Genomic DNA, 25,273 nt, shown 5'->3' on the forward strand with positions numbered 1-25,273 from the left:
TCCTGCGCGAACTCGTTTATCCGCCGCACCTCGCGTTCGCTCCGGCTGGGGGCTGAACGGACGGTGCCGGCTTGTCCGGTTCGGGGTTTCCCCTTCGCGTCCCGTGTCTCCGCCTTCGATCAACCGCTCGGGCCTCTCATACGGCTCGAAGGGCTTGGCGCCGGGCAAATGCGTGTGAGCCGGCCCGACGTTTCTTCCCAGCGCGCTAAACCCGTGCCGTCGGGCCCCTTTTGATATGAAGGGCCCGTAATGCCTCTTTACGAACACGTTTTCCTGGCGCGCCAGGACGTGACGTCCCAGCAGGTCGAGACCATGGTCGAGACCTACAAGGGCGTCATCGAAGCCAATGGCGGCAAGGTCGAGAAGATCGAGATGTGGGGCGTGAAGTCCCTCGCCTACCGCATCAAGAAGAACCGCAAGGCGCATTTCACGCTCCTGAACATCGACGCCCCCCCGGCGGCGCTGACGGAGATGGAACGCCAGATGCAGATTTCCGAGGACGTGCTGCGGTTCATGACCGTGCGCGTCGAGGAGCTCGAATCCGAGCCGTCCGCGATGATGCAGAAGCGCGACCGCGACGACCGCAAGGATCGCGAGCGCGGACGCCGCCGCGACGAAGACGGTTTCGGCGGTGGTGGTTTCGGTGGTGACCGCGATCGTGGCGACAGGCCCGAGCGCAGCTTCGGCGGGGAGGCTTAATCATGGCATTCGGTGCTGGACCAGGTGCGGCCCCCGCGGCCGGTGGTGCTGCCGGCGGCGGTGGACGCCGCCCGTTCTTCCGTCGTCGGAAGACCTGCCCCTTCTCGGGCGTCAATGCCCCGAAGATCGACTACAAGGACGTCAAGCTGCTCTCCCGCTACGTCTCGGAGCGCGGAAAGATCGTGCCGTCGCGCATCACCGCGGTCTCGGCCAAGAAGCAGCGTGAGCTCGCCCAGGCGATCAAGCGCGCCCGCTTCCTCGGCTTCCTGCCCTACGTGATCAAGTAACGATATTGCCCTGGTCCGGCCTTGCCGGACCAGGGCGTCCGCCGCCGCAGCGGCGGGATTGAATTTCGTACCGGTCGCGCGTTCGCTGCCGGGAGTCGTTGGGGCGGTTCGCCTCTAACCCTGCCCTATTCGGGACAGCGGGACAGCGGGATTGATGAGACAATATCTCGGAATCGGCATCGGCGCGGGCCTCGTCTCGGCACTCCTGTTCGGAGTGCTCCTGAAGGCGACGGCGCTTGCCATCGTGCTGTACCTCCTCGCACCCCTGCCGATCCTCATCGTCGGGCTCGGCTGGAGCCACAAGGCCGCGCTCGTTGCCGCCGCGACGGGTAGCCTTGTCCTCGGCCTGCTGATCGCGCCGTTCCTCGGCCTTGGATTCCTCGCCTATCTCGCGCTGCCCGCCTGGTGGCTCGCCTATCTCGCGCTGCTCGGCCGGCCGAATGCGGACGGCACGATGGAATGGTACCCGACCGGCCGGCTGCTCGCCTGGACGGCGAGTACCGCAGCCCTGGCCTTCGTCGCCATCGCGGTGATCGCCTCGCCGAATTACGAGACCTTTCAGACCCGTTTGCGCGAAATGACGCGCACGATGCTGACGACGCAGGCACAGGTGAGCACCCGTCAGCCGGGTAGCCGCGTCGAGGCACCGACAGCCGAGAATCCTGGTTCACAGCAGCCGGAAGCCGTACCATCGCCTCCCGACGCAAAGGACGCAAAGAATGAGGTTGCCGACGCCCTCGCGGCGGTCGCACCCGGACTCGCGGCGCAGGGACTGGCGCTGCTCCTGACCTTCTATCTTTGGGCCGCCGCAAGGATCGTTCAGATCTCGGGGCGCCTGCCGCGTCCCTGGCCGGACATCCCCTCTACCGTGATGCCGCGACGGGTGCTGTTCATCCTCACTGCAGCCGTCCTGCTGGCCCTGACGCCGGGATATATCGGCGTGCTCGGAGTCGCGATGTCTGGCGCGCTGAGCGCCGCCTTCGCCCTGCAGGGGCTCGCCGCGTTCCACGACCGCAGCCGCGGGCGAAAAGGCCGTACCGCGCTGCTCTTCGGTCTCTACCTGATCCTGTTCCTCACCCAGGGTGTCGCCTTCGTGGCGCTGACCTTGTTCGGCATCGCCGACACCGTGCTCAACCTGCGGCGCTCGTCGGAGGGCGCAGGACGTACCTGAGAACCCCAGCAGAACCGCGAGGTGCGGCGGATGCTGACCAACCCCTAGACAGTAAGGACGAAGACCATGGAAGTGATCCTCCTCGAGCGCGTCGCCAAGCTCGGCCAGATGGGCGAGACCGTGAACGTGAAGCCGGGTTACGCCCGCAATTTCCTTCTCGCCCGCGGCAAGGCTCTGCGCGCCACCTCCAACAACAAGAAGCATTTCGAGACCCAGCGCGCGCAGCTCGAAGCCCGCAACCTCGAGCGCAAGACCGAGGCACAGGCCGTCGCCGAGACGCTTGAGGGCAAGAACTTCGTGCTGATCCGCCAGTCTGGCGAAACCGGCGTGCTCTACGGCTCGGTCTCCACCCGCGATCTCGCCGAGGTCGTCACGGCGGAAGGCTTCAGCGTCGGGCGCGATCAGTTCGCCCTCAACGCGCCGATCAAGACCCTCGGCCTGCATGTCGTGCCCGTCGTCCTGCACCCCGAGGTCGAAGTCACCGTCACCGTCAACGTCGCCCGCTCCCCCGAGGAGGCCGAGCGTCAGGCGCGCGGCGAGTCGACCACCGAGCGCGAGGCCTTCAACCTGGACGATCTCGGTCTCGAAGTCGGAGCAGCCCTGGCCGAGGCCGGCGACGACCGCGAGTAAGACTCGGAACAGTGAACAACGGGGATCGTCGACCGAAGGGGTTGACTGGTTCCTTATTTGTTCCAGCATGGACGCCTGCCGGTTCGCGAGAATCGGCGGGCGTTTTCGTATCGATGATCTTGACTGAGGCTGGCTCGGACATGAGTCCCGGGCGCTCGCCATCGAAGAAGGCTCCGCTTAACCATGCCGGGGTCATGGTCGCCCGCTAGTGACGAGACGCGGCGGCGGCCGCGCGGTTTTTGACGAGTCGGAGCTTCGAGTCAGCCCATGGCCCTGCCCAATGCCCTGACGGCGAACCTGCAACAGGTGTCCCAGGAATTCCGCGTCGCCCCGCACAACATCGACGCGGAGCAGGCGCTTATCGGCGCGATCCTCGTCAACAACGACGCCTATTACCGGATCTCGGATTTCCTCCTGCCCGAGCACTTCATGGAGGACGTCCACCGCAAGATTTTCGAGGTCGCAGCCTCCCTGATCAAGGCGGGCAAGCTTGCGACGCCGATCACCCTCAAGACCTATCTCGGCGACGCGGATCTCGGCGGCCAGACCGTGATGCAGTACCTCGCCCGCCTCGCGGCGGAGGCGACCACGGTCATCAATGCGGGCGATTACGGCCGCACGATCTACGACTTAGCCATCCGCCGCCGGCTCATCACCATCGGCGAGGACCTCGTCAACGGCGCCTACGAGGCGCCGGTCGAATCCTCACCTCGCGACCAGATCGAGGGGACCGAGCGTCGGCTCTACGAGCTCGCCGAGTCAGGCAAGTACGATGGCGGCTTCCAGAAGTTCTCCGAAGCGCTGACCGCCGCCGTCGATATGGCCGCCAAGGCCTACCAGCGCGACGGGAAGCTCTCGGGCATCGCCACCGGCCTCACCGATCTCGACGCCAAGATGGGCGGCCTGCAGTCTTCCGATCTGATCATCCTCGCGGGGCGCCCGGCCATGGGCAAGACCTCGCTCGTCACCAACATCGCCTTCAACATCGCCAAGGCCTACCAGGGCGAGAAGCAGCCCGATGGGCGCATCGAGACCAAGAACGGCGGCATCGTCGGCTTCTTCTCTCTCGAAATGTCGGCCGAGCAGCTTGCCACCCGCATCATCGCCGAGCAGTCCGGCGTGCCTTCCTACAAGATCCGCCGCGGCGACATCCGGCCGGAGGATTTCTACAAGATCACCGACGCTGCGCGAGATATGCAGACGATCCCGTTCTACATCGACCAGACCGGCGGCATCTCCATCGCGCAGCTTGCCGCGAGGGCCCGCCGCCTGAAGCGCCAGAAGGGACTCGACGTGCTCATCGTTGATTACCTCCAGCTGCTCTCCGGATCGGGCAAGCGCAGCGACAATCGCGTGCAGGAGATGACCGAGATCACCACCGGCATGAAGGCGCTGGCGAAGGAACTCAGCGTGCCGATCATCGCGCTGTCGCAGCTGTCGCGACAGGTGGAGAACCGCGACGACAAGCGGCCGCAGCTCTCGGACCTGCGCGAATCCGGTTCGATCGAGCAGGACGCCGACGTGGTGATGTTCGTGTTCCGCGAGGAGTACTACGTCAACAACAAGAAGCCGCGCGAAGGCACCGAGGAATTCTTCGCCTGGGAGGCGGAGATGAACCGCGTCCACGGCAAGGCCGAGGTGATCCTGGGCAAGCAGCGCCACGGTCCGACCGGCACCGTGGAACTGCAATTCGACGCCAACATCACCCGCTTCTCGAACCTCGCCGCGGACGATCGGATACCAGCGCGGATGTAGAGTGTGAGGCGTACGGCGCGCTACCGGCGAAGCAGCCGCTGCACGAAGGGCGCCTCGATCGATACCGTCGGGACCTCGGACGGCGACGGGATCGGTCCCTCGCGAAGCTCCGAACCCCAGGACCAGAAATGCTGTCCCGGCTCGGCCACGACACCAAGGCCGGCGCTTGGCCGGGCCGCCCCCTCCACCGCCACGCGGCCAGCCGCCCAGACGCGCTGCCAGCATTCGCGACGGTCGAGGTCGGCGTCGCACCAGCCCAGGCGCTCGCGTCCCACCACGGCGAAAAGGCGCGAGGCCGAGAATTCGGCAGGGAGCCAGACCCAGGCCGAGAAGACATAGACAGCTTCGGGATCGAAAGCGCTCGTATCGAGGAGGTCGGTATAGGCATTGAGCACCGATCCGGGCCGCCGTGTCCCGTGGCGCTTCGGTCGGGACACGCGGCGCCGTGCTCGCGGCGGGACCGGTCGAGCATGATCAGGCGGAAGGCCATGGTGGACGGCGTAAGCCGCATCGCAGAGCCCGATCCAGGAGTCGAGATCGGTCTCGTAGTTACGTTCCTGCGGTGAGAAGCGCTTGACGGTGCCCTCCAGCAGCCGCTCGGAGGTCCTTTGGACGACCGGCGGACCCGTCTCGTCCTCGGTCACGCGCAGGATCGTCGAGGGCCCGTGGCGCCAGATCGCCTGCGCCAGCTCCATGAAGGCGGGCCTGGCCTCGCCCGGGTGCGGCTTGCGGACGAGGATCTTGTCGCCCGTCGCGAGGTCGCGGAGGAAGGCTCCCTTGAGATGAGCGACCTTGCCGTATTGGTCTTCGAGAAAAAGATTCTTATCGACCTCGTCCGCACGGCGCTGAGTGTTGTACCAAAAGTTGTAACAGCTGCTTACGCAGTAATAGATGCCGCTCTCGGTCTCCTCGAGCCTGAGGTCGCCCGGCGATCCGTATCTCTCCAGCCCACCCGCGATGGCATGGGTCAGTGGCTCGATATCAGTGTAGGCGAACCGGAACAGGCCCGAAGGCTCGATGCCGCAATAGCGCTGTACGAATCCGAATTCGCAGTTCCCGCCGAGGCTTCGGAAGGACGCGATCCGCTCACCCAGATCGCGACCGTCGATGAGATGGGTCGTCGGTCCTCCGGCAGCCGGACGAAGCCGGCGCCATGTCTTCGTCAGACTTCGAATCATCGATTCGGCCCGGTCCCTTTCCGATCCGTGCGACGTCCCCCGCAGCGGCGGATAGACCACCTCGCCGGCCAAGTCATCCGAGCAGCTTCATTTGCGGAATCGAATGGCAGGTTCCGGCCGCGATCGTGCATAGGAAAGCCACGAAGGATGGGGAAAGCCACCACGGATCGTTTCGCGAACCCGCCTGCGCGATCCGTGCAGCGAGGCAAAACGACGACTCGTCGATGGAGGATATGATCGGACCGCTAGACGCTTCCTCGGTCGGGCACGGCGCTCGCCTGACCATCGATCTGTCCGCGATCGCCGAGAACTGGCAGCGCCTCGGCGCCGAGGCTCCGAGCATTCCCTGCGCTGCGGTGGTGAAGGCCGATGCCTATGGCTGCGGCCTCGCCGCGGTCGCGCCTGCCCTTTGGCAGACCGGATGCCGGACCTTCTTCGTGGCCCACCTGAGCGAGGGCATCGCGGCCCGCGCGCTCCTGCCGGAGGCCACCATCTACGTGCTCAACGGACTCCTGCCCGGTACGGCAGCGAGCCTCCTCGCCCACGATCTGCGCCCCGTGCTCGGGTCGCGCGAAGAACTCGTTGAATGGGCCGAGACCGGACGTCGGTCCTCCGCCCTGCACGTCGACACCGGCATGAGCCGGCTCGGCCTGACAGTACCGGAGGCGCTTGCGCTGGCGGGAGATCCAGTCGTCGCGGCGGCAGGAATAGGCCTCCTGATGAGCCATCTCGTCAGCGCGGAGTTGCCGGACGAGGCAGTGAATGCCCGCCAGATCGGTGCCTTCGCGCGGGTAAGGAAAGCTTTCCCCGGCATCCCGGCCTCGCTCGCAAACTCCTCCGGCTGCTTCCTCGGCCCCGGCTCCCACAACGACCTGCTGCGACCCGGCTATGCCATGTTCGGCGGCAATCCGAAGCCGGGGCAGCCCAATGCCATGAGGCCGGTGGTGCGGCTGGAGGCGGCGATCGCGCAGGTTCGCCACGTGGAGGCGGGCGAGAGCGCCGGCTACAATGCGCGCTGGACCGCACCCGAGCCGCGGCGGCTCGCCACTGTCTCCCTCGGCTACGCCGACGGCTATCCCCGTGCCGCGAGCAACCGCGGACACGCTCTCGTCGGCGGCGCCCTCTGCCCCATCGTGGGCCTGATCTCGATGGACCTGATCATCCTCGACGTCACCGAGGCTCCTGCCGCAGCGCGCGGCGAGATGGCGGTCCTCATTGGGGACTCCCTGAATATCGACACCGTCGGGAAGGCGGCCGGGACGATCGGCTACGAGATTCTGACGAGTTTGGGTTCCCGTTATGTTCGCCATTATGTAGGGTGATTGGAGGCCAACTGGCCGCTCCACCGGAACCGCGATGGCCAAGATACATCAGACCTTCGTCTGCCAATCCTGCGGGGCGGTCTACAATCGCTGGCGCGGGCGCTGCGAGGCCTGCAACGGCTGGAACTCGATCGTCGAGGAGACCGGTACCGCCGGTCCCCAAGCCGGGCCTGCGGCGACGCGGCCGAGCCGGGCGCGCGGCCGCGTCTTTCCGCTCGAAGGCCTGACCGGCGAGGCGCGGGAGGCGCCGCGCATCCCCTCCGGCATCGGCGAGCTCGACCGCGTTACAGGCGGCGGCTTCGTGCGCGGTTCGGTGATCCTGCTCGGCGGCGACCCCGGCATCGGCAAGTCGACCCTGCTGATGCAGGCCACGGCCGCCATGGCGGGCACCGGCGAGCGTGTCGTCTATATCTCGGGCGAGGAGGCGGTGGCGCAGGTGCGCCTGCGCGCCGAGCGCCTCGGCCTCGCCGCCCAGCCGGTCGAACTCGCCGCCGAGACCAATGTCGAGGATATCGTCGAGACCCTTTCGCAGGGTCGCCCGCCGGCCCTCGCCATCATCGACTCGATCCAGACGATGTGGACCGAGACGGTGGAATCGGCGCCCGGCACGGTCACGCAGGTGCGAAGCTCGGCCCAGGCCCTCATCCGCTTCGCAAAGACATCGGGGACTGCGGTCATCCTCGTCGGCCACGTGACCAAGGATGGGCAGATCGCCGGCCCACGGGTCGTCGAGCATATGGTCGATTGCGTCGCCTCCTTCGAGGGCGACCAGGGCCACCATTTCCGCATCCTGCGCGCGGTGAAGAACCGCTTCGGTCCCACCGACGAGATCGGCGTGTTCGAAATGACCGACGGTGGCCTCGCCGAGGTGCCCAACCCCTCCGCCCTGTTCCTGGCCGGCCGCGACCACGCCGCGCCCGGCACCGCGGTCTTCGCCGGGATGGAGGGCACGCGCCCGCTCCTCGTCGAGATCCAGGCGCTGGTGGCGCCCTCCTCCCTCGGAATGCCGCGCCGGGCCGTGGTCGGCTGGGACCCGAACCGGCTGTCGATGGTCCTGGCCGTCTTGGAGGCTCACGGCGGCATCCGGCTCGGCACCCACGACGTCTACCTCAATGTCGCCGGCGGATTGCGAATCACCGAACCGGCCGCCGACCTTGCGGTCGCGGCCGCCCTCGTCTCTTCGCTGTCGGGCTCCGTCCTGCCGCCGGAGACGGCGTATTTCGGAGAGATCGGACTCTCCGGCGCAATCCGCCCGGTGGCCCAGGCGCCCGCGCGGCTGAAAGAGGCGCTCAAGCTCGGTTTCGCCAAGGCGGTGACTCCGCAAGGGCGAGGCGAAGGCGGCGACGGCGCGCTCCCGACGGAAGCCTTGCGCCACATCGCGGATCTCGTGGCCGGGATTGCGGCCCGTTCGGAGAGGCGAAACGATTGGGATGAGGACGATGCGGAGCGTGAGGGTGACGCCCGGGATTCCGCACGATATACAGGCCGCGCGGCCAGGGGCAGCCGCGCAGCCCGCTGATCGTCGTCCGCTCTGCCCGTGTGATCCGCGTCCTCAATGCCGTTTTCGATTCTGGACCTCGTCGTGCTGGGGATCATCGCGGTCTCCGCCCTGCTCGCGGCTGTTCGCGGGGCGACGCGTGAGGTCCTGGCGATCATCGCATGGGTCGCGGCGGCCGCAGTTGCCTGGAAGTTCTACCCGCTAATTCTGCCCATGGTCGGGCAGCATGTGACGAACGCCACGGTGGCCCTCGTCGCGTCGATCGCGGCGATTTTCCTCGGCACGCTGATCGTCGTTTCGATCATCACCGTGAAGATCTCCGACATCATCCTCGATTCGCGGATCGGAGCCATCGACCGCTCCCTCGGCCTGCTGTTCGGAGCCGGGCGCGGGTTCCTGATCTGCGTGATCGGCTGGGTGTTCCTGGCCTGGCTCGTCCAGGGCAAGATGCCGGACTGGGCCTCGCAGGCGAAGAGCCGGCCGCTCCTGGAGAAATCCGGCGACGCCCTGGTGGCCCAACTACCCGAGAATCCGGAGGGCATCCTCAAACAGTTCAAGAAGCCCAAGACCGACGGGTCCGCCGAGCCGGCTGAGCCGCCAACCGAGGGCGAGGCGCCCGCGCGCCGCAGCGACGCGGTCAAGCCGCCTCAGCCGGTCCCGGCGCAAGCCGTGCCAGCGCAGCGGCGCTGACCTGCGCTGGGCGGCGGTTGGTTGCACCGCGTCAGCCGATTACATAACCGTTTCGTGACGGTAAGGCCGGTTGCTCGTCTCTATGCTTGGGACTGCGACCGAGAGGGAACGGCATCACCATGTCCAAACGTAGCGTGACCGAGCGCTCCTCCCTGGAGGTCGCCGACGGGATGGACCGCGACGGCGATACCCTGCGCGAGGAATGCGGCGTCTTCGGAATATTCGGGCATCCCGACGCCTCCGCCATCGTCGCGCTGGGGCTGCACGCCCTCCAGCATAGAGGCCAGGAGGCGGCCGGCATCGTCTCCTTCGACGGCGCCGTGTTTCATTCCGAGCGCCGGCCAGGCCTCGTCGGGGATTCGTTCTCGGACCGATCGACGATCGAGCACCTCGAAGGCAGCGCTGCCATCGGCCACGTGCGCTACTCGACGACGGGAGGCACGATCCTGAGGAACGTGCAGCCACTCTTCGCCGAACTCGCCAGCGGCGGACTCGCGGTGGCGCATAACGGCAATCTCACCAACGCCCTCTCGATCCGCCGAGACCTCGTGCGCGACGGGGCCATCACGCAATCGACCTCCGACACCGAGGTCATCCTGCATCTCGCCGCCCGCTCGCGCGCTCCGCGCATCGTCGAACGCTTCACCGAGGCCCTGTGCCGGATAGAGGGCGCCTACGCCATCGTGGCCCTCACCAACAAGAAGCTGATCGGCGCCCGCGACCCGCTTGGCATCCGCCCGCTGGTGCTCGGCGAGCTCGATGGTCGCTACATCTTGTGTTCCGAGACCTGTGCCCTCGACATCATCGGTGCGAAGTTCATCCGCGACGTCGAGAACGGCGAGATCGTCGTGATCTCCGAAGAGGGTGTCGAATCGATCCGCTTCGCTCCGGCTCAGCCGATGCGGCCGTGCATCTTCGAGTACATCTATTTCGCCCGACCCGATTCCGTCGTGAACGGCAAGAGCGTCTACGCGGTGCGCAAGAATATCGGCGTCGAACTCGCGCGCGAGGCGCCAGCGAAGGCCGACATCGTGATCCCGGTCCCCGATTCCGGGGTGCCCGCGGCGCTCGGCTTCGCGCAGGAGACCGGCCTGCCCTACGAGATGGGCATCATCCGCAATCACTATGTCGGCCGCACCTTCATCCAGCCGACACAGTCGGTACGCGAACTCGGTGTGCGCATGAAGCACTCCGCCAACCGCGCCGCGGTTGAGGGCAAGAGCATCGTCCTCGTCGACGACAGCCTCGTGCGCGGCACCACCTCGGTGAAGATCGTCAGGATGATGCGCGAGGCCGGCGCCCGCGAGGTGCATTTCCGCATCGCCTCGCCGCCGATTACCTATCCGGACTTCTACGGGATCGACACACCCGAGCGCGAGAAGCTGCTCGCCGCGACCCACGATCTCGAAGGCATGCGCCGCTATATCGGCGCGGATACCCTTGCGTTCCTGTCGATCGAAGGCCTCTACCGCGCCATGGGCGAGGAGGCGCGCAATCCGGGTTGTCCGCAATACACCGACCATTACTTCACCGGCGACTACCCGACCGCCCTGAGCGACCTCGCCATCGCCAGCCCGCGGCGCCTCGCCATGCTGGCCGAAGCGGATTGAGGCTTCTATGATCGCGTCCCCCGACAAGCCGTTCGCCGGTCGCGTCGCCGTCGTCACCGGTGCATCGCGCGGCATCGGCCGGGCAGCGGCCCTGGCTTTGGCCGGCGCCGGCGCCCACATCATCGCCGTCGCCCGAACCCAAGGTGCGCTGGAGGAACTCGACGATGCCATCGAGGCAGCGGGCTCCAGCGCGACCCTCGTGCCCCTCGACCTCACAGATTACGAGGGGATCGACCGCCTTGGCGGGGCGATCTTCGAACGCTGGAAGCGCCTCGACATCCTCATCGGCAATGCAGGCATCCTCGGCAACCTGACCCCGCTCGGCCACGTGACGCCGAAGGTCTGGGACCAGGTGATGGCCATCAACGTGACGGCGAACTGGCGCCTGATCCGTTCCCTCGATCCGCTCCTTCGTGCCTCCGATGCAGGCCGCGCCGTCTTCGTGACCTCGGCGGCGGCGCAGAAGTGCCGGGCCTACTGGGGTCCTTACGCGGTCTCGAAGGCCGCCCTCGATGCCCTGGTCCGCACCTATGCGGCCGAAACGGAACCGACCCCGGTGCGCGCGATGCTCCTCAATCCGGGACCATTACGTACTTCCATGCGCCGGGCGGCAATGCCGGGCGAAGACCCCGACACGCTGAAGACGCCGGAAGACCTCGCGCCCGCCTTCTTGCGCCTCGCGAGCCCGGATTGGACGGAATCCGGCAGGATCTACGATTTTCCGGCCGACAAGGTCGTTGGTTTGCAGGCCCCGGCCTGACGCATCGAGGAACGCCAGGATGATCGATGTCCGCTGCATCTGCGCGATCGGCCTGCGCGGCCAGCTCGGCCTGAACGGGCAGCTGCCCTGGGAGGGCAATACCGACCCGCTCTTCGTCGAGGACGTGACGCGGTTCTTCGCGCTGACCATGGGCCACGTCCTCATCGCGGGGCCGAAGACCGTGGCCTCCGTGCCGGAATTCGCCTTCAAGGACCGCACCATCGAGGTGATCCGCAGCCACGAGGATCCGGAAGCGGTGCTCTCGCGCTATCCGGGCAGGCGTATCTTCGTCGGTGGCGGCATCTCGGTCTGGAACGTCTACGCCAAGTACATCCAGCACTGGGACATTACTCGCTTGCCTTACGATGGCGAGGCGGACCGGTGGTTCGATCCGGCGTGGCTGGTGGGTGGGGCGCTGCGGCGAGGCTGACCCGGCTGGACAATCCTGCAGCTCAGCCGCGTTCATGACGTCAATGCGCGAGCACATGTCGCCGACGAAGAGAGCCGTCGCTCCGACGTCATCGACCCTGCGCTGGCGGGCAACAGAATCGTGATCACGCGGGAGATTGGTCCGATCGTCCGGTTGTGGTCCGTCGCGAAGGCCGGACGCCCCATTAGGGCACTCGTTCTCGACTGGTCGGCGCAACGCCGCGTCGTTTCGTGTGAGCTATCGGAGGACGCAGGGGCGCTCGCCAGCCGGATGCGAGACGAAGGCGAGGGAAGGGGGTTCATCTCGACACCAGTTCCTTGCGGCACTTCTGACCAACGATCCCTCCACGACGCAGGCGGACACCTAGCCTTCGCGCTGAGGCTCGAATGCCCATTGCGAGTGGCTTCGCGTTGGCTGAGTGCGCCTCGGCGTTGTGGCGCCGGGTCAGGTCGGCCGAACCGATCGCTCCCCAGGGCACAAAGGTCATGCTCCGCGAGTTGAGCGGCACGCCCTCCGCAGAGAACGACCATGACCGCACACAGCTACCGCTTCGGCATCGAGGAAGAGTATTTCTTGGCCGATGCCGAGACGCGGGGGACGCCGCGGCGTTCCGTGAAGCCGTTCCACACGGAAGCCGGCGAGCGCTTGCCAGAGATCGGCCGCGAGCTCCTGCAATGTCAGGTCGAGGTATGCACGCCGCCGTCGACGGATTTTGCGCAGGCCCGCGAGGTCCTTTACAGCCAGCGATCCGAGCTCAGCCGACTCGCGGCGCGGCACGAGCTTCTTGTCTTCGCCGCCGGCACACACCCGGTGGCGGACTGGGCGCGGCAATTGCCGACGAAAGGCGAGCGCTACCGCGGCATCCTGCGTGATGTCGGGCTCGCCGGACGCCGCAGCCTGATCTGCGGCATGCATGTCCATGTCGAGGTGCCGGACCCCGACGCCCGCATCGACCTGATGAACCGGCTGCTGCCGTATCAGCCCCTGCTGATGGCGCTCTCGGCCTCCTCACCCTTCTGGCAGGGTAAGCCGACCGGGCTCACCGCCTATCGCCTCAGCGCCTTCGGAGAACTGCCGCGGACCGGCCTGCCGCCGCTTGTGGCGAGCCGAGAGGACTACGAGCGCTACCTGCGCATCATGAAGAAAGCCGGCTCGATCGAGGATGCGAGCTTCCTGTGGTGGAGCCTGCGCCCCTCCATCAAGTTCCCGACCCTCGAATTGAGAATCGCCGATTCCTGCACCCGGCTCGAGGACGCGCTCACCATCGCTGCCGTGTTCCGCTGCCTCGTCCGCCTCGTCGTGCGCCGGCCCGATCTCAATGCCGGCCTCGATGGAATCTCGCGGGCGCTCACCGAGGAGAATCTGTGGCGTGCGCAGCGCAGCGGCACCGAGGCGGAGCTGATCGACGAGGCCAGCGAAGACGCCGTCCCGTTCGCGGATGCCCTCGACGCGCTGCTGAGCCTGATCGACCAGGATGCCGATGCGCTGGGCTGCGGCCCCGAGGTCGAGAACGCCCGTCGAATCTTTCGCGAGGGGACCAGCGCCGACCGTCAGATCGCCGTGTTCGAGGAAGGCCGAAAGGCGGGGCTCAGCAACCGGCAGGCGCTCGACGGCGTCGTGGATTGGCTGGCGCGAACGTCTGCCGGTTCCTTCGTCGCTTGACGGCCTTCCGCGAGGGCGATCGTCGGCTTGCTCGCGCTTCTGGCGTCAGCCCTTGTTCTCCTTGTCGAATGGGTTCTTCGAGGTCCGCAGCGACAGCCGGATCGGGGTGCCGGGCAGATCGAAGGCCTCGCGCAAATTGTTGACGAGGTAGCGGGTGTAGGATTTCGGCAGGCCGTCGAGCTGGTTGCCGAACAGCGCGAAATGCGGCGGGCGCGCCTTCACCTGGGTGGCGTAGCGGATCTTGATGCGCCGGCTCGCCACCGCCGGCGGCGGGTTCCGCTGCGTCGCCTCGCTGAGCCAGTCGTTGATCCGCGAGGTCGAGATGCGGCGGCTCCAGACCTCGGCCGCGTCCACCACCGCCTGCATCAGCTTGTCGATGCCCTGGCCGGCGAGCCCCGAGAGCGGGATTACCGAGACGCCGCGCACCTGCGGCAGCAGGCGTGTGCAATCCTCGCGCAGGGTCTTCAAGAGACCGTTCTGGTCGGCGACGAGGTCCCACTTGTTGAGGCCGATGACCAGCGCCCTGCCCTCGCTCTCGACGAGGTCGACGATGGTCAGATCCTGCTTCTCGAACGGGATCGTCGCATCCAGAAGCACCACCACGACTTCGGCAAAGCGCACGGCGCGCAGACCGTCGGAGACCGCGAGCTTCTCGAGCTTGTCGTCGATGCGTGCCTTGCGGCGCATGCCGGCGGTGTCGTGCAGCTTGATCCGGCGTCCGCGCCATTCCCAATCCAGCGAGATCGAATCGCGGGTGATGCCGGCCTCAGGCCCGACGAGGAGGCGGTCCTCGCCGAGCATGTTGTTGATCAGGGTCGACTTGCCGGCATTGGGCCGGCCGACGATGGCGACTTTTAGAGACCGCTCGGAGCCTTCCTCGTCATCCTCCTCGTCCTGCTCGGGCAGGGCTTCGAGAAGGGCGTCGTGCAAGCTGCCGATGCCTTCGCCGTGTTCGGCCGAGAAAGGTATCGGATCGCCGAGCCCGAGCGAGAACGCCTCGTAGGCACCGCCGAGGCCGACGCCGCCCTCGGCCTTGTTGGCGATGAGGATGACCGGCCGGCCGGCGCGGCGGACGAGCTCTGCAAAGGGCTGGTCGGCCGGGAGCACGCCGGCGCGGGCGTCGATGACGAACAGGATGACGTCCGCCGCCATGATCGCGGCCTCGGTCTGGGCGCGCATGCGACCGGCGAGCGAAGCCGAATCCGCCTCTTCGAGGCCTGCGGTGTCGATGATGCGGAACACGAGGCCGCCGAAATTCACGTCGCCCTCGCGCCGGTCGCGGGTGACGCCAGGGCGGTCGTCGACGAGGGCGAGCTTCTTGCCGACGAGCCGGTTGAACAGCGTCGACTTGCCGACATTCGGCCGTCCGATGATCGCGACGGTCGGCATATCCATGAGGTGGGCCAGTTCAGGTTGGGGCGTCCCGCGAACGGAAACGCAGATCGGGCGATGAAGGGTCACGGGACCCGGCACCGCCTTGAGGACACTTAAGAAAAAAGGAGTGCCGAGGCCAGTCCTCAGCGGGTGGCCGGCGGCGGCGCGGCGGGCTGCGCCACGGGCTCCGTCACGGTCACGGGACCGCCGGCGACGAGAGCGGTATAGACCTCGATGCGCTGGCGCAGGTTCTGCGGCGTCTGCGGATCGGCGCTGAGCTGGTCGAACCAGCGGCCGGCGCCGTCATAATCGCCCCGCTTCAGCGCAGCGAGGCCGAGCATCTCGCGGGCGGTGTGGCGGAAGGCGCCGGTCGGCGCGGCAAGCCCCTGCAGGACCGCGAGCGCGGGATCGGGGTTCGGCAGATCCATGCGCAGGAGGGCGGCCCGTAGGCGAGCAAGGTCGCGCAGGCCGTTGCTGAGTTTGGGATCGGCGCCGAGCGCTTCGTACTCGGCCGCGCCCGCGGCAGGATTGCGCTTCGCCGCTTCTGTCGCCGAGCGGAAACGGGCAAGGAGCGCGTAGCCGGCAGGACCCTGTTTCTCGATCTCCAAGAAGGCCTTGTCGGCCTCGTCGGCTTTTCCGTCGCGGGCGAGTTTGTTCGCGCTGTCGAACGACTCGGATGCGGTCTCGGCGCGGCTCTTTTGATCAGCCTGCCAATAGCGCCAGCCGCCAACGGCGGCGACTACCAGTACCGCGATTGCGATGATCACGCCGCTGTAGCGGCGCCAGATCTCGGCGACCTGATCCCGGCGATAGTCCTCGTTGACCTCGCGAATGAACTCGTTGTTCTCAGCCATGTCGTCTCATGCCGCACCGCGTCCGGCCGGCGGCCTCGTTCGATCGGGCCACGCGCCTAGCATACCCTCGGGCCCTTGGCGACCGGTTCGGGTTTACGCCTCGGAACATCGAGCGTGGATGTGGTCCAGTGCCTCCTCGACAATGCGAGGATCGATGACATCATGCATCCGCCAAGGTAAGCGGCACCGGCGCGGCGCGCCGGAACCGCCAAGAGCATGACATCGGGAGGATGGATGAGTGATCTCGCGCTGGAGACCGACGGCCTGACCATGGAGTTCAAGGGCTTCCGCGCGGTCAGCGACGTGGCGCTGAAAGTCGCGCGCGGCAGCATCCATGCGCTGATCGGCCCGAACGGCGCGGGCAAGACCACCTGCTTCAATCTCCTGACGAAGTTCCTGACCCCTACGGCGGGATCGATCCGCTTCAACGGCCGCGACATCACCAGGACGAAGCCGGCCGACGTGGCGCGGCTCGGGCTGGTGCGTTCGTTCCAGATCTCGGCGGTGTTTCCGCACCTCACCGTGAAGGAGAACGTCCGCATCGCCCTGCAGCGGCATCGCCGCGGCGACAGCTTCGATTTCTGGCGCTCGCAGAGCGTGCTCAACGCCCTCGATTCCGAGGCGCTGGAACTCGTCGAGGCGGTCGGGCTGTCGAGCTTTGCCGAGACGATCGCGTCGGAGCTTTCCTACGGGCGCAAGCGCGCGCTGGAGATCGCCACCACCCTGGCGCTCAGCCCCGAGATGCTGCTCCTCGATGAACCGATGGCCGGCATGGGTCGCGAGGATGTCGAGCGCACCGAGGCGCTGATCCGGCGCGTCTCGGAGGGCCGGACCATCCTGATGGTCGAGCACAATCTCTCGGTCGTCGCCTCGCTCTCGAATCGGATCACCGTGCTCGCCCGCGGGCGTATCCTGGCGGAGGGCGACTACGCCACGGTGTCGCGCGACCCGCAGGTGATCGAGGCCTATATCGGAGCCGGTCATGCGTGAGAGCGCCGCCACGGTCGAGACGACACCGCATTCCGCCGCCGGCAGCCTCACCGTCGAGGGACTGGAGGGCTGGTACGGCGAGAGCCACGTGCTCCACGGCATGAGCTTCGACATCCGCCGCGGCGAGGTCGTGACGCTGCTCGGGCGCAACGGCGCCGGAAAGACCACGACGCTCAGGGCGATCATCGGCATCCTGGGCAAGCGCAGCGGCTCGATCCGGTTCGACGGGGTCGAGACCATCGGCATGACCTCGCGCGGGATCGCCCGGCTCGGGATCGGCTACGTGCCCGAGGAGCGCGGCATCTTCTCCAGCCTCTCGACCTACGAGAACCTCATGCTGCCGCCGCGGGTGAAGCCCGGCGGGCTGTCGGTGGAGGACGTCTACACGCTGTTCCCCAACCTGAAGGAGCGGGCCGCGAGCCAGGGCACCAAGCTCTCGGGCGGCGAGCAGCAGATGCTCGCCATCGGCCGCATCCTGCGCACCGGTGCCAAGACGATCCTGCTCGACGAGCCGACCGAGGGGCTCGCCCCCGTCATCGTCCAGCAGATCGGCCGCACACTGCAGAAGCTGAAGGGCGAGGGCTACACCATCCTCCTGGTCGAGCAGAACTTCCGCTTTGCCCAGACGGTGGCGGACCGGCATTTCGTCGTCGAGCAGGGCCGGGTCGTCGACATGATCCCGAACGCGGAGCTTGACGCCAATATCGCGAAACTGCACGCCTATCTCGGCGTGTGACATACCAGGTTCGAGGCCGGCGCGAGACCGGCGGACACGCCTGCGGGAGGACAGGATGCACGTAAGAACGCCGCGAGGTGCGGCCATGGGTTCGGGCCAGCCATGACGACGATCTTCGGCATCCCGAGCCAGGCTCTGTTCGGCCAACTCCTGCTCGGCCTCATCAACGGCTCGTTCTACGCGATGCTCTCGCTCGGGCTCGCCATCATCTTCGGGCTCCTCAACATCATCAATTTCGCCCATGGCGCCTTCTACATGGTCGGCGCCTTCGTCGCCTGGATGCTGCTGAACTATACGGGTCTCGGCTATTGGTGGGCGCTGGTGCTGGCACCCGTCATCGTCGGCGGCCTCGGCATCCTGATCGAGCGAGGGCTGATCGCCCGTCTGTACAAGCTCGACCACCTCTACGGCCTGCTTCTCACCTTCGGCCTCGCCCTCATCATCCAGGGGCTGTTCCGCAACTATTACGGCGTCTCCGGCCTGCCCTACGCCATTCCCGCCGAGCTCACCGGCGGCCAGCGCCTGCCCTTCATGTTCCTGCCGAACTACCGCGGCTGGATCGTCGTATTCTCTCTTGTGATCTGCCTCGCGACCTGGCTCGTGATCGAGAAGACCAAGCTCGGCGCCTATCTGAGAGCCGCCACCGAGAACCCGACCCTGGTCCAGGCCTTCGGCGTCAACGTCCCCCTGCTCCTCACACTGACCTACGGTTTCGGCGTGGCTTTGGCCGCCCTCGCCGGCGTCCTCGCCGCGCCGGTCTATTCGGTGAACCCGAATATGGGGGCGGATCTCATCATCGTGGTCTTCGCCGTCGTCGTCATCGGCGGCATGGGTTCGATCCTCGGATCGATCATCACCGGCTTCTCCCTGGGCCTCGTCGAGGGGCTGACCAAGGTGTTCTACCCGGAGGCTTCGGCCACGGCGATCTTCGTCATCATGGTGCTGGTGCTGCTGGTGAAGCCCGCCGGCCTGTTCGGCAAACCCGCCTGAGGACCGCGCCATGGCCGATACCCTAGCCCCGGCGATCGAGGCCGCCCCGATCGCCCCGACGCTTCCGGAATCGAAGGACGCGCGCGCCCTGCACCGGATGGTGTTCGTCGGCATTGCGGTGGCGCTCGTGGTGCTGCCCTTCGTGCTCTACCCCGTCTTCCTGATGAAGGTTTTGTGCTTCGCGCTGTTCGCGCTCGCCTTCAACCTGCTCCTCGGCTACGGCGGCCTCCTCAGCTTCGGCCACGCCGCCTATTTCGGGATGGCGAGCTATCTCAGCGCCTATTCAGCCAAGATCTGGGGCCTGACGCCCGAACTCGCGATCCTGTGCGGCACCGCCACGGCGGGTGTCCTCGGCTTCGTCTTCGGATCCCTCGCGATCCGGCGGCAGGGCATCTATTTCGCGATGATCACCCTGGCGCTCGCCCAGATGGTGTTCTTCTTCGCCCTGCAATCGAAGTTCACCGGCGGCGAGGACGGCATCCAGGCGGTGCCGCGCGGGCACCTGTTCGGCCTCGTGAGTCTGGCCGACGACCGGGTGCTCTACGTCCTCGTGGCGTCGATCTTCTTCGGCGGCCTGCTGCTGATCTACCGGATCATCCACTCGCCCTTCGGGCAGGTGCTCAAGGCGATCCGCGACAACGAGCCCCGCGCGATCTCGCTCGGCTACCGTACCCATCACTACAAGCTCGCCTTGTTCGTCCTCTCGACGACGCTTGCGGGCCTCGCCGGGGCGACCAAGGCGATCGTTTTCCAGCTCGCCTCGCTTACCGATGTGCATTGGTCGATGTCCGGCGAGGTCGTCCTGATCACCCTGGTCGGCGGCCTCGGCACCGTGTTCGGGCCCATCGCCGGCGCCCTCGTCATCGTGACGATGGAAAACTATCTCGCCCCCTTCGGCGCCTGGGTGACGATCATCCAGGGCGTGGTGTTCGTCGTCTGCGTTCTGGTGTTCCGCGAGGGCATCGTGGGGATGATCGCGCGCTGGGCGAAGCGGCCGTTGTAGCGTCGGGGCCACCTTCGTTGATCCCATCCTCGCCCTCATCCTGAGGTGCCGCATCAGCGGCCTCGAAGGAGCGGTCCAAGGATTGCGATGATGGCTGGAACCCTCCCTCAAGGCCGCTGACGCTGCACCTCAGAATGAGGTGGTTTGCGGGAGGAGCAGATAGCGCCCCTCACGAATGCCGAAACTTCGGCGGCCGCTTCTCGACGAAGGCTGCCATGCCTTCCTTCTGGTCATCCGTCGCGAACATCGCGTGGAAGACGCGGCGCTCGAAGCGGACGCCCTCGGTGAGCGTGGTCTCGTAGGAGCGGTTGACCGCTTCCTTCGTCATCATGGCGATCGGCAGGGACATTCCAGCGATGGTGGCAGCCGTCGCCATCGCCTCGTCGAGGAGCGTGTCGGCGGGCACGATCCGCGAGACAAGGCCGGCGCGCTCGGCCTCGGCCGCGTCCATGGTGCGGCCGGTCAGGCACATCTCCATCGCCTTGGCCTTGCCGACGAAGCGGGCGAGGCGCTGGCTGCCGCCGATCCCCGGCATCACGCCGAGCTTGATCTCGGGCTGGCCGAATTGGGCGGTGTCGGCGGCCAGGATGATGTCGCACATCATGGCGAGTTCGCAGCCGCCGCCCAGCGCGTAACCCGCCACCGCCGCGATGATCGGCGTGCGGATCGCCGTGAACCGCTCCCATTCCGAGAAGCGGTCGCTGGCATACATCTCGCCGTAGGTCGCCTCCTGCATCTCCTTGATATCGGCGCCGGCCGCGAACGCCCTTGCCGAGCCCGTGACGACGATGCAGCCGATATCCGGATCTGCATCGGCCGCGCCCGAGGCCGCGATCAGCTCGCGGGTGAGCTCGGCGTTGATCGCGTTCAAGGCTTTAGGCCGGTTCAGGGTGATCAGCAGGACGCGTCCGCGCGTCTCGGAGAGGATCGTCGCTTCGCTCATGGGGTCTCGCCTCCGCTGGCGCGGCCACGGAGCATGCCGATGATGGCGGAGAAATCCTCGCTGCCATGCCCGAGACCCTCGAACAGGGCGTAGAGCTGCGCCGCCTCCGCGCCGAGCGGCGTCGTTGCATGGACCGAGCCAGCTGCGGCTTGAGCGAGGCGCAGGTCCTTGAGCATCAGCCCCGCCGAAAAGCCCGGCCGGTAGCCGTTATTGGCCGGCGAGGCAGGGACCGGACCCGGTACCGGGCAATAGCTCGTCAGCGACCAGCATTGACCCGAGGAGACCGAGGCGACGTCGAACAGCGCCTGGTGCGACAGGCCAAGCTTCTCTCCGAGTGCGAAAGCCTCGCAGACCCCGATCATCGAGATCCCGAGGATCATGTTGTTGCAGATCTTGGCCGCCTGCCCAGCCCCGGCCTCGCCGCAATGGAACAGGCTTCTGCCCATGGCCTTGAGGATCGACTCGGCGCGGGCGAAGGCCTCGGCGGTCCCGCCAGCCATGAAGGTCAGCGTGCCGGCCTTCGCCCCGCCTGTGCCGCCGGAGACCGGGGCATCGATGGCGAGGCACCCGCGCGCTTCGGCCGACGCGTGAGCGACCTTTGCACTCTCGACGTCGATGGTCGAGGAATCGATGAGCAGAGTGCCGGGCGTGACGGCCTCGACGAGATCCGACCAGACCCGCCGGACATGCGCACCCGCCGGCAGCATCGTCACGACGGCATGAGCGCCTTCTGCCGCCGCGAGGGCCGAGCCCGCAGGAACGACGCCCTCGGCCGCCGCCATTGTCAGGGAATCCGCGCTCAGGTCAAAACCCTGGACGCGGTAGCCGGCACGGACGAGATTGGCCGCCATCGGCCCGCCCATATTGCCGAGGCCGATGAAGCCGATCGTCTGAGCCGTCATCGTGTCCCCCTATCGCATGGTCGGGATCGAGAACTCGGCGCCGCTCTTGATGCCGGACGGCCAGCGCGAGGTGACAGTCTTGGTCTTCGTATAGAAGCGGATCGAATCCGGCCCATGCTGGTTGAGGTCGCCGAAGCCCGAGCGCTTCCAGCCGCCGAAGGTGTGGTAGGCGATCGGCACCGGGATCGGTACGTTGACGCCGACCATGCCGACATTGACCCGCGCGGTGAAATCGCGGGCCGCGTCGCCGTCCTGCGTGAAGATCGCGACGCCGTTGCCGTATTGGTGGGTCGAGGGCAGCGCCAGCGCCTCCTCGTAATCCTTCGCCCGCACCACCGAGAGGACGGGGCCGAAGATCTCCTCCTTGTAGATGGTCATGTCGGGCGTGACGCGGTCGAACAGCGATCCGCCCATGTAGAAGCCGTTCTCGTAGCCCTGGAGGCGGAAGTCGCGCCCGTCGACGGCGAGCTCGGCGCCCTCTCGAATTCCGGTGTCAATGTAGCCCTTCACCCGCTCGACGGCTTCAGCCGTGACCAGGGGACCGTAATCGGCCGAGCCGTCATGGGAGGGACCGATCTTGAGGCTCTCCACCCGCGGGATCAGCCGCTCCATCAGGCGATCCGCGGTCGCCTCGCCGACCGGGACCGCCACCGAGATCGCCATGCAGCGCTCGCCGGCCGAGCCGTAGCCGGCGCCGATGAGCGCATCGACGGCTTGGCCCATGTCGGCGTCGGGCATGATGATCATGTGGTTCTTGGCGCCGCCAAAGCACTGGGCGCGCTTTCCCGTCTGGGCCGAGCGCACGTAGATGTACTCGGCGATCTGCGAGGAGCCGACGAAGCCGACGGCGCGGATGTCCTCGTCGTCGAGGATCGCATCCACCGCGACCTTGTCGCCATTGACGATGTTGAGGATGCCCGGAGGCAGACCGGCCTCAAGGAAGATCTCGGCGATCCGCATCGGCACGGAGGGATCGCGCTCGGAGGGCTTGAGGATGAAGGCGTTTCCACAGGCGATGGCGGGCGCGCATTTCCACAGCGGGATCATGGCCGGGAAATTGAACGGCGTGATGCCGGCAACGACCCCAAGGGGCTGGCGCAGGGAGTAGACGTCGATGCCGGTGCCCGCCCCTTCGGTGTACTCGCCCTTGAGGAGGTGCGGGATGCCGGTGGCGAATTCCACCACTTCCACGCCGCGCTGAATGTCGCCCTTGGCGTCCGGCACAGTCTTGCCGTGCTCTGAGGCGAGGAGTTCGGCGAGCTCGTCGTTGTAGCCGCGGATCAGTTCGAGGAAGCGCATCATGACCCGCGCGCGCTTCTGCGGGTTCTGCGCGGCCCAGCCGGGCTGAGCTTGCGCGGCGTTCTCGACGGCGGCACGCAACTCGGCGGCGCTGGCGAGAGCGACCTGCGCCTGAACTTCGCCGGTGCTCGGCTTGAAGACATCGGCGAAGCGCCCGCTCTTACCCTCGACGTGACGACCGCCGATGAAATGACCGATCTTGCGCATGGTCGCGTTCCTCCTGATGTTCGTTCGGAAGCCGGCTGCAATGCTGTTCCGATTTTAGGCGCAAGTTAACAGCGCTTCACGCACAGGAAAGCGGCCCCTCTTCCCATCCGTTGTGCATCGATGCACAAATGGGATGAGGTGCGAAACCATGCGCAGGACGGGGCGGAACTGGGACGACCTACGCTTTTTCCTCGCCGTAGCGCGCGCCGGTACCCTGACGGGCGCCGCGGCAGAGACGGGGACTGAACACACTACGGTAGCCCGCCGCATCCTCGCCCTGGAGGAGAGCCTTCACCTTCGTCTCTTCCATAAGAGCCATCTCGGCTATGCCCTGACCGAGGCGGGCGAGAACCTTCTGGCGACGGCCGAGGCGATGGAGAGCGCTTTCGTCGGCGCCACGGCGGCGCTGGGAAGCGCCGGGCAGCCGATCGCCGGGACGGTGCGGATCGGCGCCCCGGACGGGTTCGGCAGCGTCTTCCTGGCGCCCAGGATGGACCGGCTCTGCGAACGGCATCCCGGGCTCGAAATCGAGATCGTCGCCACGGCGCGGATCTTCAGCCTCTCGAAGCGGGAGGCCGACATCGTGATCAGCCTGTCGAGCCCGCAGCAGGCGCGAGTGGTGACGCGGCGGCTCGTCGATTATCGGCTCGGCATCTACGCCTCGCCCATCTACCTCAATCGCGTTCCTCAAATCCTGAGCAAGACCGACCTCTCCAGACATCCTTTCGTCGGCTACATCGAGGACATGCTGTTCACGTCGGAGCTGAATTATCTCAGTCTGATCGACCCAGAGGCCTCGGCCCGCATCCGCAGCACCAATCTCCTCGCACAGGTCCATGCGACTTTGGGCGGCGCAGGCCTGTGCATCCTTCCCGACTTCATCGCCTCGGCCTATCCGGGACTCGTTGCCGTTCTTCGGGACGCCGTCTCACTGATGCGCGCCTTCCACATGAATATCCACGAGGACAACCGGAAGGCCGCGCCGATCCGCGAGGTCGCGGCTTTCATCGCCGGCGAGGTCGAGGCCGCGCAGGCTTTGTTCGCGGGTTCGCGATAGGACCGTTCCCATCCGCAGGCTCGCCGCCTACATCAAGGCTCAAGAAGACCAGGAGGAGACCATGGTCAGCCCCATCGCCCTGCCCCGTTTGATGCGCATCGGCGCCGGCGCCTTTGGGCTGCTGCCGGAGATCCTGTCCGAGCTCGACCTATCGCGGCCCTTCGTGGTCACGGATGCCTATCTCGCCGGGAGCGGTCTCGTCGACAGGATGGTCGATCGCCTCGCGGCCCGTGGCGTGACGGCGGCGGTCTTCTCCGGCACCGTGCCGGATCCGACGATCGCCTCGATCGAAGCGGCGCTTTCCGCCCTGCAGCGCGGCGACCACGATTGCGTCGTCGGCTTCGGCGGCGGCAGCCCGATGGACACCGCCAAGGCCGTGGCGGTGCTCGCGCGCCATGGCGGCCAGATGCGCGACTACAAGGCGCCGCACCAGCAGGACATGCCCGGCCTGCCGATCATCGCGATTCCCACGACCGCCGGCACCGGCTCGGAGGCGACGCGCTTCACCATCATCACCGACGGCGAGACCGACGAGAAGATGCTCTGCATCGGCCTTGCCTATCTGCCGATGGCGGCCCTCGTCGATTTCGAGCTCACCCTGTCGAAGCCGAGGCGTCTCACTGCCGATACCGGCATCGATGCGCTCACCCACGCCATAGAGGCCTATGTCTCGCGGAAGGCCAACCCGTTCTCGGACGGCTTCGCCCTCCAGGCGATGCGGTCGATCGCACCGAACCTGCGCCGGGTCTGGACTGATCCCGGCGACCGGGCGGCACGCGAGGCCATGATGATGGGAGCGTGTCAGGCCGGCATCGCCTTCTCCAACAGCTCCGTCGCCCTCGTCCACGGGATGAGCCGGCCGATCGGCGCCCATTTCCACGTCGCCCATGGCCTTTCCAACGCGATGCTGCTGCCGGCGGTGACGCGTTTCTCGGTCCCGGCCTCGCCCGGCCGCTACGCCGCCTGCGCGCGCGCCATGGGCATCGCCGCCGAGACCGAAGGCGACACTCTGGCTTGCGAGCGCTTGGTCAAGGCCCTCGTCGAGCTCAACGACGACCTCGACGTACCGACACCTCGTACTTACGGCATCGACGCCGGCCGCTGGGAGACCCTGGTGCCGGTGATGGCTCGCCAAGCCCTCGCTTCGGGTTCGCCGGCCAACAATCCCATCGAGCCGAGCGCGGCGGAAATCGAGGCGCTTTATCGGCAGGTCTGGGCCGAATGAT

Annotated in this window: 24 protein-coding genes; 18 read left to right on the forward strand and 6 right to left on the reverse strand. The window is 66.9% G+C overall.

Annotated features, from left to right (window positions below):
* The first annotated feature begins 249 nt into the window (after positions 1–249).
* The 5 genes from rpsF to K2Y56_RS07985 all read left to right on the forward strand — a co-directional run bounded on the left by rpsF (position 250) and on the right by K2Y56_RS07985 (position 4,542).
* A complete protein-coding gene (rpsF, locus tag K2Y56_RS07965; protein ID WP_292506784.1) occupies positions 250–699 on the forward strand; it encodes a 30S ribosomal protein S6 in 450 nt (149 codons plus the stop codon).
* Positions 700–701: 2 nt separating this feature from the next.
* The gene (rpsR, locus tag K2Y56_RS07970) at positions 702–986 is read left to right on the forward strand and encodes a 30S ribosomal protein S18 (protein WP_292506786.1); all 285 of its coding nucleotides are present in this window, start codon (positions 702–704) and stop codon (positions 984–986) included.
* Positions 987–1,140: 154 nt separating this feature from the next.
* The gene (locus K2Y56_RS07975) at positions 1,141–2,157 is read left to right on the forward strand and encodes a DUF2232 domain-containing protein (RefSeq protein ID WP_292506787.1); all 1,017 of its coding nucleotides are present in this window, start codon (positions 1,141–1,143) and stop codon (positions 2,155–2,157) included.
* A gap of 66 nt (positions 2,158–2,223) precedes the next feature.
* Entirely contained in the window at positions 2,224–2,787 is a 564-nt protein-coding gene (gene rplI / locus K2Y56_RS07980; protein ID WP_292506789.1) for a 50S ribosomal protein L9, read from the forward strand.
* A gap of 267 nt (positions 2,788–3,054) precedes the next feature.
* Positions 3,055–4,542: a replicative DNA helicase gene (locus tag K2Y56_RS07985; RefSeq protein WP_292506791.1), complete on the forward strand. Its 1,488-nt coding sequence runs from the start codon at positions 3,055–3,057 to the stop codon at positions 4,540–4,542.
* A 20-nt stretch (positions 4,543–4,562) separates the two neighbouring features.
* Here K2Y56_RS07985 and K2Y56_RS07990 read toward each other — a convergent pair whose 3' ends face one another.
* The gene (locus tag K2Y56_RS07990; protein ID WP_292506793.1) at positions 4,563–5,720 is read right to left on the reverse strand and encodes a hypothetical protein; all 1,158 of its coding nucleotides are present in this window, start codon (positions 5,718–5,720) and stop codon (positions 4,563–4,565) included.
* 233 nt (positions 5,721–5,953) lie between these two features.
* On the opposite strand from K2Y56_RS07990, the gene alr reads away from it, so the two are divergent.
* From alr to K2Y56_RS08025, 7 genes are all read left to right on the forward strand, one after another.
* Entirely contained in the window at positions 5,954–7,042 is a 1,089-nt protein-coding gene (alr, locus tag K2Y56_RS07995) for an alanine racemase (protein ID WP_292506795.1), read from the forward strand.
* Positions 7,043–7,076: 34 nt separating this feature from the next.
* Positions 7,077–8,561 (forward strand): DNA repair protein RadA, encoded by a 1,485-nt coding sequence (radA, locus tag K2Y56_RS08000; protein WP_292506797.1) that lies wholly within the window; start codon positions 7,077–7,079, stop codon positions 8,559–8,561.
* 36 nt (positions 8,562–8,597) lie between these two features.
* Positions 8,598–9,230, forward strand: a complete 633-nt coding sequence (locus K2Y56_RS08005; RefSeq protein WP_292506799.1) for a CvpA family protein — start codon at positions 8,598–8,600, stop codon at positions 9,228–9,230.
* A gap of 119 nt (positions 9,231–9,349) precedes the next feature.
* Complete coding sequence (purF, locus tag K2Y56_RS08010; protein ID WP_292506800.1) at positions 9,350–10,840, forward strand: amidophosphoribosyltransferase; 1,491 nt, start codon at positions 9,350–9,352, stop codon at positions 10,838–10,840.
* A 7-nt stretch (positions 10,841–10,847) separates the two neighbouring features.
* The gene (locus tag K2Y56_RS08015; RefSeq protein WP_292506802.1) at positions 10,848–11,600 is read left to right on the forward strand and encodes an SDR family NAD(P)-dependent oxidoreductase; all 753 of its coding nucleotides are present in this window, start codon (positions 10,848–10,850) and stop codon (positions 11,598–11,600) included.
* Positions 11,601–11,619: 19 nt separating this feature from the next.
* Positions 11,620–12,030 (forward strand): dihydrofolate reductase, encoded by a 411-nt coding sequence (locus K2Y56_RS08020; protein ID WP_292506804.1) that lies wholly within the window; start codon positions 11,620–11,622, stop codon positions 12,028–12,030.
* A 528-nt stretch (positions 12,031–12,558) separates the two neighbouring features.
* Positions 12,559–13,692, forward strand: coding sequence for a carboxylate-amine ligase (locus K2Y56_RS08025; protein ID WP_292506805.1), 1,134 nt, complete (start codon positions 12,559–12,561; stop codon positions 13,690–13,692).
* Between the two features lie 45 nt (positions 13,693–13,737).
* On the opposite strand, the gene der is transcribed toward K2Y56_RS08025, so the two are convergent.
* On the reverse strand, positions 13,738–15,087 hold the full coding sequence (gene der / locus K2Y56_RS08030) for a ribosome biogenesis GTPase Der (RefSeq protein WP_292506806.1): 1,350 nt from the start codon (positions 15,085–15,087) through the stop codon (positions 13,738–13,740).
* Positions 15,088–15,209: 122 nt separating this feature from the next.
* Positions 15,210–15,920 carry a tetratricopeptide repeat protein gene (locus K2Y56_RS08035; RefSeq protein WP_292506808.1) on the reverse strand — a complete coding sequence of 237 codons (711 nt, stop codon included), beginning with the start codon at positions 15,918–15,920 and terminating at the stop codon, positions 15,210–15,212.
* Positions 15,921–16,154: 234 nt separating this feature from the next.
* Between K2Y56_RS08035 and K2Y56_RS08040 the strand changes: the two genes are divergently transcribed.
* The 4 genes from K2Y56_RS08040 (at position 16,155) to K2Y56_RS08055 (ending at position 19,639) form a co-directional block, all read left to right on the forward strand.
* Entirely contained in the window at positions 16,155–16,910 is a 756-nt protein-coding gene (locus K2Y56_RS08040; RefSeq protein WP_292506810.1) for an ABC transporter ATP-binding protein, read from the forward strand.
* The gene (locus K2Y56_RS08045; protein ID WP_292506812.1) at positions 16,903–17,646 is read left to right on the forward strand and encodes an ABC transporter ATP-binding protein; all 744 of its coding nucleotides are present in this window, start codon (positions 16,903–16,905) and stop codon (positions 17,644–17,646) included. Before K2Y56_RS08040 ends, K2Y56_RS08045 begins: the two co-directional genes overlap by 8 nt.
* Before the next feature lie 102 nt (positions 17,647–17,748).
* The gene (locus tag K2Y56_RS08050; protein WP_292506813.1) at positions 17,749–18,636 is read left to right on the forward strand and encodes a branched-chain amino acid ABC transporter permease; all 888 of its coding nucleotides are present in this window, start codon (positions 17,749–17,751) and stop codon (positions 18,634–18,636) included.
* Positions 18,637–18,646: 10 nt separating this feature from the next.
* Positions 18,647–19,639: a branched-chain amino acid ABC transporter permease gene (locus K2Y56_RS08055; protein WP_292506814.1), complete on the forward strand. Its 993-nt coding sequence runs from the start codon at positions 18,647–18,649 to the stop codon at positions 19,637–19,639.
* A gap of 169 nt (positions 19,640–19,808) precedes the next feature.
* On the opposite strand, the gene K2Y56_RS08060 is transcribed toward K2Y56_RS08055, so the two are convergent.
* From K2Y56_RS08060 to K2Y56_RS08070, 3 genes are read right to left on the reverse strand one after another with little or no spacing between them, the layout of a single operon-like run.
* Positions 19,809–20,582, reverse strand: a complete 774-nt coding sequence (locus K2Y56_RS08060) for an enoyl-CoA hydratase (RefSeq protein WP_292506816.1) — start codon at positions 20,580–20,582, stop codon at positions 19,809–19,811.
* Entirely contained in the window at positions 20,579–21,484 is a 906-nt protein-coding gene (mmsB, locus tag K2Y56_RS08065; protein WP_292506818.1) for a 3-hydroxyisobutyrate dehydrogenase, read from the reverse strand. Before mmsB ends, K2Y56_RS08060 begins: the two co-directional genes overlap by 4 nt.
* A gap of 9 nt (positions 21,485–21,493) precedes the next feature.
* The gene (locus tag K2Y56_RS08070) at positions 21,494–22,990 is read right to left on the reverse strand and encodes a CoA-acylating methylmalonate-semialdehyde dehydrogenase (RefSeq protein ID WP_292506820.1); all 1,497 of its coding nucleotides are present in this window, start codon (positions 22,988–22,990) and stop codon (positions 21,494–21,496) included.
* A gap of 148 nt (positions 22,991–23,138) precedes the next feature.
* Between K2Y56_RS08070 and K2Y56_RS08075 the strand changes: the two genes are divergently transcribed.
* A complete protein-coding gene (locus K2Y56_RS08075) occupies positions 23,139–24,047 on the forward strand; it encodes a LysR family transcriptional regulator (RefSeq protein ID WP_292506822.1) in 909 nt (302 codons plus the stop codon).
* Between the two features lie 61 nt (positions 24,048–24,108).
* A complete protein-coding gene (locus K2Y56_RS08080) occupies positions 24,109–25,272 on the forward strand; it encodes an iron-containing alcohol dehydrogenase (protein ID WP_292506824.1) in 1,164 nt (387 codons plus the stop codon).
* Position 25,273 lies beyond the last annotated feature (1 nt).

This window comes from Methylobacterium sp., from assembly GCF_019745455.1.
Taxonomy (GTDB): Bacteria; Pseudomonadota; Alphaproteobacteria; order Rhizobiales; family Beijerinckiaceae; genus Methylobacterium.